The organism is Nocardioides fonticola (assembly GCF_039536805.1).
GTDB classification, from domain to species: domain Bacteria; phylum Actinomycetota; class Actinomycetes; order Propionibacteriales; family Nocardioidaceae; genus Nocardioides; species Nocardioides fonticola.
Map to the genome: position 1 here is coordinate 256,728 of NZ_BAAAZH010000012.1, position 12,193 is coordinate 268,920.

Annotated in this window: 15 protein-coding genes; 14 read left to right on the forward strand and 1 reads right to left on the reverse strand. The window is 73.6% G+C overall.

All coding sequences use genetic code 11. The annotated features are described in order from the left end of the window. Positions 1-11: 11 nt before the first annotated feature. From ABD671_RS08615 to ABD671_RS08635, 5 genes are all read left to right on the forward strand, one after another. Positions 12-428 carry an HIT family protein gene (locus ABD671_RS08615; protein WP_344732902.1) on the forward strand — a complete coding sequence of 139 codons (417 nt, stop codon included), beginning with the start codon at positions 12-14 and terminating at the stop codon, positions 426-428. A gap of 122 nt (positions 429-550) precedes the next feature. After that, positions 551-2,038, forward strand: coding sequence for a DUF1800 domain-containing protein (locus ABD671_RS08620; protein ID WP_344732903.1), 1,488 nt, complete (start codon positions 551-553; stop codon positions 2,036-2,038). Then, entirely contained in the window at positions 2,035-3,321 is a 1,287-nt protein-coding gene (locus tag ABD671_RS08625) for a DUF1501 domain-containing protein (RefSeq protein WP_344732904.1), read from the forward strand. The genes ABD671_RS08620 and ABD671_RS08625 overlap by 4 nt, the downstream gene beginning before the upstream one ends. Positions 3,322-3,450: 129 nt before the next feature. Next, entirely contained in the window at positions 3,451-4,206 is a 756-nt protein-coding gene (locus ABD671_RS08630) for an SDR family NAD(P)-dependent oxidoreductase (RefSeq protein ID WP_344732905.1), read from the forward strand. A gap of 163 nt (positions 4,207-4,369) precedes the next feature. Next, the gene (locus ABD671_RS08635) at positions 4,370-5,386 is read left to right on the forward strand and encodes a DUF3048 domain-containing protein (protein WP_344732906.1); all 1,017 of its coding nucleotides are present in this window, start codon (positions 4,370-4,372) and stop codon (positions 5,384-5,386) included. Between the two features lie 54 nt (positions 5,387-5,440). Here ABD671_RS08635 and ABD671_RS08640 read toward each other — a convergent pair whose 3' ends face one another. After that, positions 5,441-6,163 carry a TetR/AcrR family transcriptional regulator gene (locus ABD671_RS08640; protein WP_344732907.1) on the reverse strand — a complete coding sequence of 241 codons (723 nt, stop codon included), beginning with the start codon at positions 6,161-6,163 and terminating at the stop codon, positions 5,441-5,443. Positions 6,164-6,359: 196 nt separating this feature from the next. Between ABD671_RS08640 and ABD671_RS08645 the strand changes: the two genes are divergently transcribed. From ABD671_RS08645 to ABD671_RS08685, 9 genes are all read left to right on the forward strand, one after another. Next, positions 6,360-6,893: a hypothetical protein gene (locus tag ABD671_RS08645; protein ID WP_344732908.1), complete on the forward strand. Its 534-nt coding sequence runs from the start codon at positions 6,360-6,362 to the stop codon at positions 6,891-6,893. A 143-nt stretch (positions 6,894-7,036) separates the two neighbouring features. Further along, positions 7,037-7,621 (forward strand): YqgE/AlgH family protein, encoded by a 585-nt coding sequence (locus tag ABD671_RS08650; protein ID WP_344732909.1) that lies wholly within the window; start codon positions 7,037-7,039, stop codon positions 7,619-7,621. 105 nt (positions 7,622-7,726) lie between these two features. Beyond that, entirely contained in the window at positions 7,727-8,005 is a 279-nt protein-coding gene (locus ABD671_RS08655; protein ID WP_344732910.1) for a DUF3039 domain-containing protein, read from the forward strand. 116 nt (positions 8,006-8,121) lie between these two features. Beyond that, positions 8,122-9,804, forward strand: a complete 1,683-nt coding sequence (locus tag ABD671_RS08660) for a DEAD/DEAH box helicase (protein WP_425574905.1) — start codon at positions 8,122-8,124, stop codon at positions 9,802-9,804. A 121-nt stretch (positions 9,805-9,925) separates the two neighbouring features. Then, complete coding sequence (locus ABD671_RS08665; protein WP_344732911.1) at positions 9,926-10,504, forward strand: RNA polymerase sigma factor; 579 nt, start codon at positions 9,926-9,928, stop codon at positions 10,502-10,504. Then, on the forward strand, positions 10,495-10,971 hold the full coding sequence (locus ABD671_RS08670) for a hypothetical protein (RefSeq protein WP_344732913.1): 477 nt from the start codon (positions 10,495-10,497) through the stop codon (positions 10,969-10,971). The genes ABD671_RS08665 and ABD671_RS08670 overlap by 10 nt, the downstream gene beginning before the upstream one ends. 104 nt (positions 10,972-11,075) lie before the next feature. Then, the gene (locus tag ABD671_RS08675) at positions 11,076-11,567 is read left to right on the forward strand and encodes an Asp23/Gls24 family envelope stress response protein (protein WP_344732914.1); all 492 of its coding nucleotides are present in this window, start codon (positions 11,076-11,078) and stop codon (positions 11,565-11,567) included. Further along, on the forward strand, positions 11,557-11,850 hold the full coding sequence (locus ABD671_RS08680; protein WP_344732915.1) for a hypothetical protein: 294 nt from the start codon (positions 11,557-11,559) through the stop codon (positions 11,848-11,850). Before ABD671_RS08675 ends, ABD671_RS08680 begins: the two co-directional genes overlap by 11 nt. 10 nt (positions 11,851-11,860) lie before the next feature. Further along, positions 11,861-12,169: a hypothetical protein gene (locus ABD671_RS08685; protein ID WP_344732916.1), complete on the forward strand. Its 309-nt coding sequence runs from the start codon at positions 11,861-11,863 to the stop codon at positions 12,167-12,169. Positions 12,170-12,193: the final 24 nt, after the last annotated feature.

Below are 12,193 nucleotides of genomic sequence, written 5' to 3' on the forward strand. Positions count from 1 at the left end.
ACGGTGCGCACATGGCGTGCGTCTTCTGCGACATCGTGGCCGGCACGGTCGAGGCCGACGTGGTGCTCGAGACGCCGTCCCTGCTGGCCTTCCTCGACCAGCGGCCGGTCTTCGAGGGGCACGTGCTGCTCATCCCGCGCGCCCACGTGCCCACGCTGCCCGACCTGCCCGCCGAGCTGCGCGATCCGTTCCTGGCCGCCGCCCAGCGCCTCGCGCGGGCCGTGGTCGCCGGCCTCGGCGCCCAGGGCAGCTTCGTGGCGATGAACAACACCGTCAGCCAGTCGGTGCCCCACCTGCACCTCCACGTCGTCCCGCGCACCAAGGGCGACGGGCTGCGCGGGTTCTTCTGGCCTCGCCGGCGCTACGCGGACGGCGAGCGGGCCGCCGTCGCCGCACGGCTGCGGGAGGCCCTGGCCTCCCTCGACTGAGCCCGTCGCCCGAACGGCACGTGAACAGCGGCCGACGGACGTCGAGAAGCGCCCGATTCTCCAGCGGGGGGCGCGCGTGATCGCCAGACTGGGGGCTCCCTCCCTGCTCCTCGGAAGTCGTCTTGGTACCGCCAGCCCACCCCCGCTCCGCCAGCACCGCCACCGGCACCGCCGCGCGGTCCGCCGTCCCGGTCCCCACGCCCACGGCACGGCTGCTGCTGTCGCGTTTCACGGCAGGCCCCACGCCGTCCCTGGCGCACGCGGTGGCCGGTGGGCGCGAGCAGCGCTGGTTCGCCCGGCAGTTGAAGCCCGCGTCGGTGCCCGACCCCGCGGGGGAGCAGATCGAGGAGTGGTGGCCCGACCTCGCCCGCACGCCGCTCGACCTGTGGATGCGCCAGAGCGACGGCACCCGTCAGGGCTGGCAGGTGATGAACGACTACGGGTCGTGGGTGCTGACCCGGCGGCTGCGTTCCTCGCGCCAGGTCCTGGAGACCATGACCGCGTTCTTCGAGAACCTGCTCTACGTGCCGGTCAGCGGCGACCCGTACTTCACGTGGCGCGTCGACTACGGCCGCACGATCCGCGCCCGCGCGCTCGGACGCTACAGCGACCTGCTGGCGGCCGCGGTCCTGCACCCGGCGATGCTGGTCTACCTCAACGCCGCGACGTCGACGAAGACCGCGCCGAACGAGAACCTCGGCCGCGAGCTGCTCGAGCTGCACACGGTCGGCGTAGGCAACTACAGCGAGGACGACGTCAAGGACTCCGCGCGGATCCTCACCGGCTGGTGCGTCGACGTCTACCAGACCTGGCAGAAGTTCTACGTGCCCGAGTACCACTCGACCGGCCGCGTGCGGGTGCGCGGCTTCACCAGCACGAACCGGGACGCCGACGGTCGCGCCGTCTGCGCCGCCTACCTGCGCTACCTCGCCCGCCACCCCGACACCGCCCAGCGGCTGGCGACCCGCCTGGTCGAGGTGTTCGTCTCCGACGACGTCCCGCGGGGGCTGGTCGACCGTCTCGCCCGCACCTACCTCGACCACGACACCGCGATCGCGCCCGTGCTGCTGGAGCTCGTCGGGTCCCGCCCGTTCCGGGCCTCCGCGGGCGCGAAGCTGCGCACGCCGGAGGAGGACGTCGTGGCCACCTACCGCGCCCTCGACATCGAGGTGCTGCCCCCGCTGGCCGCCGATTCCGCGACCGTGGCGATGCTCAACTCCACCGGCGCGCTCGGCTGGCGGTTCGCCTCGAACTCCCGACCCGACGGGGCGCCGGTCGCCAACACGGCCTGGGCCTCGACCGCTCGGGCCCTGGGGTCCTTGGACCTCCACTGGAACCTGGCCAACCGCTACTACCCGGTCACCGACGTCAGCTACCGCGATCCGGCGTCCTGGGTGCCGTCGTTCCCGATCACCTACGGCGACCTCGTCGACCACCTCTGCCGCAGCGTGCTGACGAGGCGCTCGACCGCGGAGCTGCTCCAGATCGCCGTGACCGCCACCGGCATCGCCGCCGAGACCGTCATCCCCGACGCCTCCCACCCAGCCGTCACCGGCATCGGCCGCACGCTGGCGGCCCTCCTCGACACCCCGGAGCACTGGTACCGATGAGCGCCGACCCCACCCCGACCGGCTGCGGGTGCCCCGAGGGGAACCTGCTGACCTCCGCCGCGACCGTCGCCGACGGCGGGCTCTCCCGGCGCGGCGTCCTCCGCGGAGCCCTGCTGGGCGGCACCGCCCTCACCGTCGGGTCCGCGGTGGTGACCGCGGCCCCCATCGCGGCCGCCGCGACGCAGAGCGCGCCCTGGACCCTCGTGGTGCTCTCGATGCGCGGGGCGGCCGACGGGTTGAGCCTGGTCGTACCCCACGGCGACCCGGTCTACTACTCGGCCCGGCCGCGGGTCGCCATCCCGAAGGATCGGCTGCTCGTCGCCGACGCCATGTTCGGCCTGCATCCGGCGCTCGCGCCGCTCCAGTCGATGTGGCAGCAGGGCAAACTGGCCGCCGTCCACGCCGCCGGCCTGCCGGCGCCGAACCGCTCCCACTTCGCGGCGATCGAGGCCGTCGAGGACGCCGCCCCGGGGTCCTCGACCCGGTCGGGATGGTTGAACCGGCTGCTCGGCACCGACGCCTACACCTCGCCGTTGCAGGGGGTCGCGGTCGGTACCTCGCCGTTCGCCCTCGCGGCCGGCGCCCAGCCCTCGCTCACGGTCGCGAGCGTGAACGCGGTCCGGGTGGCCGGTGCGTCGGCCGTGTCGACCAGCGACCCGCGCATCGCCTCGCTGGCCCGCGCCTGGGACGCCGACGACCTGATGGGTCGCGGACTGCGCACCGCCGTCACCGCGGTGGCCGACTACGGCGCGGTCCGCGCCGCGAAGGACACCACGTCGTCCTATCCGGCCACCAGCCTGGGACGTGCGCTCGCGCTGGTCTCGCGCAGCATCAGGGCCGACGTCGGTTCCTCGGTCGTCACCGTCGACCACGGCAACTGGGACATGCACACCGACCTCGGCACGGTCGCCGGGGGCTGGATGACGAACCAGGCGGGTCAGTTCGCGGCCGCCGTGTCGGCCTTCTTCGCCGATCTCGGCTCGTGGGCGTCGCGGGTGACGCTGGTGACCGTCAGCGAGTTCGGCCGGCGCACGGTCGAGAACGCCGACCACGGGCTCGACCACGGATGGGGGAGCGTCATGTTCCTCGCCGGCGCCGGGGTCAACGGCGGTCGCTACTACGGCCGGTGGCCCGGCCTGACGGCCACCGGGGACGCCGACCTGCCCGTCACCACCGACTACCGCTCGGTGCTGGCCGAGGTCATCGGGACGCGCACCTCGGCCTCCCTGGCCACGGTGTTCCCGGGCTTCACACCCCAGGCGGTCGGGGTCATGCGGCGCTGATCCCGTGCGGCCGAGCCCTCCCCGGTCCGCCAGGGGAACCGGCCGAGCCGCGCGCGCCGTCCTGCCCTAAGGTGCCGGAGGTGCGCACGCCGTGCGCCAGACGGATCCTCTTCAGAACGGGAGACAAGCATGGGTCGCTTCGACGGACGTGTCGCGGTCATCACCGGCGCCGCCCGCGGTATCGGGTTCGGCACCGCCAAGCGGTTCGCCGAGGAGGGCGCCTCGGTCGCGATCATCGACCTCGACGAGGACGCCGCCGCGTCGGCCGCCGCCGACCTGCCGGGCTCCGCGGTCGGCATCGGCTGCGACGTCAGCGACGCCGCCTCGGTCGACGCCGCCATCGCGCGGGTCGTGGAGTCCCTCGGCGGCATCCACATCCTGGTGAACAACGCCGGCATCACCCGCGACAACCTGCTGTTCAAGATGACCGAGCAGGACTGGGACCTCGTGATGGGCGTGCACCTCAAGGGCGCGTTCCTCATGACCAAGGCCGCCCAGGTGCACTTCAGCGCCCAGAAGTACGGCAAGGTCGTCAACATCTCCTCCACCTCGGCGCTCGGCAACCGGGGTCAGGCCAACTACTCCGCGGCCAAGATGGGCATCCAGGGCTTCACCCGCACGCTCGGCATCGAGCTCGGCCCGTTCGGCATCAACGTCAACGCGGTGGCGCCCGGCTTCATCGCCACCGAGATGACCGACGCGACCGCCGCCCGTCTGAAGATGGACGTCGAGGAGTTCCGCCGTCTCTCCGCCGAGGCGAACCCGGTCAAGCGGGTCGGCCTGCCCGACGACATCGCCGCGGCCGTCACGTTCCTGGCCAGCGACGAGGCGTCCTACATCACCGGTCAGACCCTCTACGTCGACGGCGGCGCCACCCTCGGCTGATCCCCGGGCCCGGGCCCTCGGGCCCGAGGATCCTGAGGATTCGCTGCGGATTCACGCCCCCGACGGGCGCGCCTGCACCGCGCGGGCGCGCCCGTTCGTCATCCTGGGACCCGGCTCTAAGTCGACCAGATCGCTACACCTTCCACCCACTCCGGAGACCACCGTGCGTCGCACCACCACCGCCCTCCTGCCCGCCCTCGCCCTCGTCTCCAGCCTCGCGCTCGCCGGCTGCGGAGGGGGCGGTGACGACACCTCGAAGACCTCGGCCTCGCCGTCGTCGTCGTCCTCGACCCCCGCGGCCCCGGAGACCAACCCGATGACCGGACTCGACGTGCCCGACGGCGGCTCGGCGATCGAGAAGCACCCGGTGCTCGTGGTGAAGATGGACAACACCTACGCCAGTGCACCGCAGCTCGGCCTGGGCAGCGCCGACCTCGTGGTCGAGGAGCTCGTCGAGGGCGGCCTGACCCGACTCGCGGCGTTCTACTACTCGACCCTCCCCGGCAAGACCGGCCCGGTGCGCTCGATGCGCGCCAGCGACATCGGCATCGTGTCCCCGGTCAAGGCCGACGTCGTGACCAGCGGGGCGGCCGGGGTCACCATCCGCCGGATCCAGGGCGCGGGCATCACGTTCTTCGGCGAGGGGTCGAAGGGCTTCGCGCGCGACTCCTCGCGCAGCGCGCCCTACAACCTGTTCACCGACCTGCGCCAGACCGCGACGCTGACCAAGGCGCCGAAGGAGCGGCCGGCCGACTACCTGCCGTGGGGCAGCGCCGACGACCTGCCCGGCGGCGTCCCGGCCCGCACGATCGCGGCCACCTTCTCCGGTGGCCACACCACCGACTGGACCTTCCAGGGCGGGAAGTACGTCAACACCAACTCCAACGCCGCCGAGAACGACCGGTTGAACCCCGACACCGTCCTGGTGCTGCGGGTGCAGGTGGGCGACGCCGGCTACCTCGACCCGGCCGGCAACCCGGTGCCGGAGACCAAGCTGGTCGGCAAGGGACAGGCCATGCTCTTCCACGGCGGGCGGCTCGTGCGCGGCACGTGGAGCAAGGCGGACCTCGACTCCCCGATCGAGCTCTCGACCAAGGCCGGGCCGCTGACGGTCCCCGCCGGGCACACCTGGATCGAGCTGGTGCCCGCCTCGGGCGGGAACGTCACCTACCGCAAGTAGGTCCGCCCGCTGCCGCCGGCCGGACCAGCCCGGACCAGCCCGGACCAGCCCGATTCAGTCGGTGCGCTCGGAGGCCGGCGGCAGCTCGCGGCCGGCCTCCACCAACGCCTGGAAGCCGGCGATGATGAAGCCGAGTGCGCGCTCGACGCGTTCGGCCGCGGCCTCGGGGTCCTCGGCGCTGGCCACCGAGTCGCCGGCCGAGGACAGGGCGCCGAAGAAGATCCGCGCGAAGGTCTGCAGCATCTCCTCGTCGAGCTCCCAGGTGCCGGCCGTGAGCACGGCCCGGACGATGTCGAGCACGATCGCGAACGTGGAGCGCTCCTCCTGCTCGCGGAAGCGCTCGTAGCCGAGCACCGCGGGTCCTTCCTGGATCACGACCCGCCGATAGCCGGGGTCCTGCACCACCACGACGAAGGCCTCGAGGCCGGCGCGCGCCTTGTCCCACGGATCGCGATGCCCGCGCAGGGCCTTCTGGATCGCCTTGGAGGTCTTGGCCTCGACGCGCTCGAAGACGGCCTCGAAGAGTTCCTGCTTGCCGCTGAAGTGGTGGTAGAGCGCCCCCTTGGTGACCCGGGCGCCCGCGACGATCGCGTCGAGGGACGTCGCGGCGTAGCCGTTCTCGGTGAAGAGCCGCTCGGCGACGTCGACCAGCGCGCGCTTCGTCGAGGCCGAGTACTGCTGGCGCCGACTGACGCCGGAGACCGAGCCGGCCGCCTTGGCGACCTCGGAGACGCGAGGGACCAGCTTGCTGACGCTGGACTTCGGGGACTTCGCCACCCGCGGAGTCTAGGACGTGTGGCCTTGTTCACGCGGGAGGGTCCGTGCGACGCGACGGCCCGCGGTGCCGGCGCCGACCGGGTGTCGCAGGTGGGCAGCGTCACGCCCGGGAATGTTGGATACCGAGAGTATGTCTCCCTACCCTGAAGACGTACTCGAGGTATGTGGACCCTCGAAAGCACCCTCAGGAGCCCCCATGACCTGGACGTCCTATCGCAACCGCGGGGAGACCCTCCGCCTCGTGACCGACGCCGCCGACGCCCGCCAGGACGGCGAGATCCCGCGCGACGTCGCCGGATTCGCCGAGGCCTTCGCGGACGACGCCGACCTGCTCGGCGCCCTGCTGCTGCGCTGGTACACGCGCCTCGCGGGACGCATCGAGCGCGAGATCCTGATCGACCCGCACGACCTCCCGCGCGCCGTCGTGACCGCCTGGCGCGGCACCGCCGAGGAGCAGCCCGGCATCCGGGCGATCCTCGACCGGTACGCGGCCCTCGCCGCCGACGGCGAGCTCGGCGCCGACCTCGCCCTGGCCTTCGCCAAGGCGACCGCCAAGGAGCGCACCATGCTGGCCCTCATGGCCGGCCTCGCCAGCGGCCCCGGCGCCGCGACCGAGGCCGTCGGTGCTCGCCTGGAGGAGGAGGCCCGCTCGGCCGTGCGCATCGACCGCGTCTCGACCCCGGCCCGTCTCTCCCTCATCGACCGGCTGAAGGCCGCCCTGGCCGCCTGACCCGGCTGTCGACCGGCCGCCGACCGGCCGGTCCTCCGCACCAGCCCCCTCCCCGGTCCCTCCCTCCCCTGGAGGAACCGACTCATGGGCCCCACGCCGCCCCGCGCACCCTCCCAGCGCGCCCAGGGCGGATGATGGGGCCCATGAGTGCGTTCGGGCCGGGGATGCTGCTGGTCGCCAGCCCCGAGCTGGTCGACCCGAACTTCGTCGACACCGTGGTGCTGCTGCTCGACGCCGGCACCGAGGGCGCCCTCGGCGTCGTCCTCAACCGGCCCTCGCCCGTGCCGGTGGAGGAGATCCTCCCCGACTGGGCCGACCTCGCCACGACCCCCGAGGTGCTCTTCCAGGGCGGACCCGTCGGCACCGACGGCGCCCTGGCCGTCGGCCTCCTGGCCCCCGACGCCGTGCCGCCGCCGGGCTTCTCGGCCCTCACCGAGGGCAGCCGGCTCGGCCTGGTCGACCTCGACGCGCCCGTCGAGGCGCTCGCCGCCGCCCTGGTCGAGCTGCGCATCTACGCCGGCTACGCCGGATGGGGTGCCGGCCAGCTCGACGCCGAGCTCGAGGCGATGAGCTGGTACGTCGTCCCGGCCGAGTTCGCCGACCCCTTCGTCGATCCCTTCGCCGCCGAAGCAGCCGACGCCGCCGGCCTCGCGCGGGCCGTCCTGCGCCGTCAGCCCGGCGACCTCGCCTGGCACTCGACCCGGCCCCTCGACCCGGGTCTGAACTGACCACGCGCGACCACGGCGCGGCCCTGCCACCAACACCGATGGTGGGGGAGCCGGGGTCGGAGTGGCGGTCGGAGGCGTCGGTCCGCTGGCGTAGACTCACCCGTCGTGAGCACCATCGGATTCGGGACCGGCACCGCCGTCGACGAGCGCGTCCGCGAGGACCAGCGCACGGTCCCCACCGACAGCGGTGATCACGAGCGCTTCTCGCACTTCGTCGACAAGGACAAGCTCACCGAGGCGATGGTGATGGGCACGCCGGTCATCGCGCTGTGCGGCAAGGTGTGGGTGCCCAGCCGGGCCCCCGAGAAGTTCCCCGTCTGCCCCGAGTGCAAGGACGTCTGGGAGTCGCTGAACGACGACCAGGGCCAGGGCCCCGACGCGTGACGGGCGGCGACCCCACGTCGTCCGCACCGTCGCTGGCCTCGGGACTCACTCCCGCCTGGCCCGACCGTGCGGCCTGGGGGACGGCGACGTCCCTGCGCGCCTGGCAGCAGGCGGCGATGCAGGACTACTTCTCGCGCCAGCCGCGCGACTACCTCGCGGTGGCGACCCCGGGCGCCGGCAAGACGACCTTCGCCCTCTCGGTGGCCGCCGAGCTGCTCGGCCGCCGGATGGTCGACCGCATCACCGTGGTGGCGCCGACCGAGCACCTCAAGCTCCAGTGGGCCGAGGCCGCCGCCCGGGCCGGCATCCCGATCGACCCGACCTACTCGGCGGGCAAGGGCCGCACCGCCGACGACTACGTCGGCGTCGCGGTCACCTACGCCGGGGTCGCGGTCAACCCGCTCGCGATGCGCATCCGCACCGAGCGGTTCAAGACGCTGGTCATCCTCGACGAGGTGCACCACGCCGGCGACGCGCTCTCGTGGGGCGAGGGGGTGCGGGAGGCCTTCGAGCCGGCCTCGCGCCGCCTCACCTTGACCGGCACCCCGTTCCGCTCCGACATCAACCCGATCCCGTTCGTCACCTACGCCCCGGGCGAGGACGGCGTCCCGCGGTCGGTGGCCGACTACACCTACGGCTACGCGGAGGCCCTGGCCGATCACGTCGTCCGGCCGGTGCTGTTCCTGGCCTACTCCGGCGAGATGCAGTGGCGCACGCGGGCCGGCGACGAGATCGCGGCCACCCTCGGCGAGCCGCTGACCAAGGACCTCGTCAACCAGGCGCTGCGCACCGCGCTCGACCCCGGCGGATCGTGGATCCCCTCGGTGCTCGCCGCCGCCGACAAGCGGCTCTCCGAGGTGCGCCGTCACGTGCCGGACGCCGGCGGGTTGGTCATCGCCACCGACCAGGACGACGCCCGCGCCTACGCCAAGCTGATCAAGCAGATCAGCGGCGAGCCGGCCACGGTGGTGCTCTCCGACGACAAGGGCGCCTCCAAGCGCATCTCGGAGTTCGCCGCCGGGGACCAGCGCTGGATGGTCGCGGTGCGGATGGTCTCCGAGGGCGTCGACGTGCCCCGGCTCGCGGTCGGCGTCTACGCCACCACGACCTCCACCCCGCTGTTCTTCGCCCAGGCGGTCGGCCGGTTCGTGCGTGCCCGCACCCGCGGGGAGACCGCGTCGGTGTTCCTGCCCTCGGTGCCGACGCTGCTGGGCTTCGCCGGCGAGCTCGAGGTCGCCCGCGACCACGTGCTCGGCCGCAAGATCACCGACGAGACCGATCTGTTCGCCGCCGAGGACGACCTGCTCGCCCAGGCCAACGCCGCTGAGCAGGCCTCCGCGAGCGAGGAGACCTTCGCCTTCGAGGCGCTGGGGTCCGAGGCCCGCTTCGACCACGTGCTCTACGACGGTGCGGCCTTCGGCCACGCCGGCGAGGTGCATGTCGGCTCGGAGGAGGAGATGGACTTCCTCGGCATCCCCGGCCTGCTCGAGCCCGACCAGATGCGCGAGCTGCTGCAGAAGCGCCAGAGCGATCGCGCCCGCAAGCGTGCCGCCGACCGGCCCGCCGCCAGCGAGCCGACGGTCGCCGAGGTGACCACCCACGAGCAGCTCGCCGTGCTGCGTCGCGAGCTCAACGGGCTCGTGGCGGCCTGGCACCACCGCACCGGGCAGCCGCACGCGATCACCCACGCCGCGCTGCGCAAGGAGTGCGGCGGTCCGGCCGCCGCCATCGCCAACGCCGACCAGCTGCGTGCCCGCATCGATCGGGTGCGCGAGTGGGCGACCCGCCGCAGCGGCTGACCACCGGCCACCCGTCTGCGGGCCCCGCCGATCTCCCCCTTCCGGGCCTGGATCGCGCGCCGCGCCGACCTAGGTTCGACCCGATCGGGCTCGGGCCCGCGGTCTCGGGGTCGGAGGGGGCATGTCCGCCACGCAGGTGGGCGTCGACGCCGACGCCCGCACCGACACCGCCCTCGTGCGCGCGGCACGGCTCGGCGACCAGGAGGCGTTCCGCGTGATCGTCGAGCGGCACGGCCCGGCCATGTACCGCTACGCGCTGCGCATGGTCGGCTCGGGAGCCGAGTCCGACGCCGCCGAGGTCACCCAGGAGGCGCTGGTCTCGGCGTGGAAGGACATCGGGTCCTTCCAGGGGCGCTCCGAACTGCGCACCTGGCTGATCCGGCTGGTGCACCGGCGGGCGGTCGACCTCGCCCGCCGGCGGCGTCCGGTGCCGATCGACGACCAGGTGATGGCCGCGATCGCCCGGCCCGCCCCCGACGACCCGCTGCAGAGCGTGCTGGACGCCGAACTGCTGGCCGCCCTGCAGGCCGCGCTCGACACTCTGCCCCCGCTCCAGCGGGCCGCCTGGCTGCTGCGCGAGGTCGAGCAGATGAGCTACGAGGAGATCGCGACCGCGCTCGGCGTCCCGCTGGACAGCGCGCGCGGACACCTGCAGCGTGGACGCCGCACCCTGGCGGAGAGGATGGCCCGATGGCGCTGAACAGCCCCGACGACGCCCTGGCCCGCGCCGTCGAACTCGCCCGTGGGGAACGGCCGGAGGCCTGGCCCCAGGTCGCGGCGTCCGCGATGGAGCGGGTCCGGGCCTTCGTCACGCCCTCGGTGCCGCTGCACGCGTTCGCCCCCGACGGCGGACGGGAGTTCGACGACCGCGGCTCCACGACCCGCGTGGCCTCCCGTGTGGTGAAGGCGGCTCTGCGGGCCGCGCTCGACACCGCCACGCACACCCCCGACGCCCTCGACCTCCTCATCGAGGAGGGCCGGCTCGTCGGTGTCGAGGTCGCTCTCGTCGGCTCCTACGGCACCGATCTGCACGCGCTCGCCGAGGAGGTCCGCACGCAGGTGCTCGACGTCGTCCGCGACCTGCTGGGCGTCGATCCCGACCTCGACGACGCCGATGTCGCGGTGCGCATCGTCGACGTCGTGGTGGGCGACCCGCGCCTGCGCTGACCGGCCTGGGCGGCGTGACCCGGATCACAGCGATTCCCGCGTGCGGTTCGGACGGGTCGTGACGACCAATGCGCGTCCGATCCCGATGACGCGAGAGGGTCACCATGACGACCGCTACCACCACCGAGAAGACCCAGACGACGACCGGCGCCTCCACGGCCGCCGGCAGCCGCCAGGTCGCCACCCGCACCGACGCCGGCGCGCTCGTGAGCGAGCAGGGGCGCACCTCGATCGCCGACACCGTGGTCTCCAAGATCGCCGGCATCGCCACCCGTGAGATCAGCGGCGTCCACGACCTCGGCGGCGGCGCCGCCCGCGCCGTCGGCGCGCTGCGCGAGCGCATCCCCGGCTCGCGCACCAACCTGAGTCAGGGCGTGGCCGTCGAGGTGGGGGAGCGGCAGGCCGCCGTCGACCTCGACATCGTCGCCGAGTACGGCGTCGCCATCGCCGACCTCGCCGGCGCGATCCGCCGCAACGTGATCAGCTCGGTCGAGGCGATGACCGGCCTGGAGGTCACCGAGGTCAACATCACCGTCCACGACATCCACCTCGACGGCGAGGCCGACGACAGCGAGACGAGCCCGCGTGTCGAGTGACGCGACCGCAGCGCTCGCCGACGACGTCGCCGCGGCCGTCCGGGCCGCCGAGGGGGTCGCCGACCTGCATGCCGGTGTGCTCGGGGAGGTGGGCACCTACCTCCCCGGGCGCCGGGTGCCGGGCATCCGGCTCGTCGACGACGCGGCGTGCGAGATCCACGTGACCGTGCTCTTCGGCCACCGCCTCGACGCCGTCGTCGCCGCCGTCCGGGAGGCCGTGCGCCCCCTGGTCGCAGGAGCGGTGCACGTCGTCGTCGAGGACGTCGTCAGCCGGTCGGCATGAGCGGGTCGGCGTGACACCGGCCGACCCGAGCGACCCGGGCGACCAGCTCGACCCGGTCGACCGGCTCGCGCGGCGCCGCCGGGAGATCGCCCGTCGCCATCACCCCGATCGCGGCGGCGATCCCGCCGTCTTCGTCGCCGAGATGGAGCGGCTGGCCCGAGAGGCGTCGCCGGAGCCCGTCGCCGAGGCTCCCGTCTCGATCGTCGCCCGGCGCCGTCGCTGGCGCTCGCTGCGGCGCTCGACCCAACGCCTCGCCGACGGCGTCCGCGCCCGCCTGCCCCGCCACGTCCCCGGCGCCCGTCGTTACGGCCGGCTCTGAGCCGGCGCCAGCCCGCCACCAGCC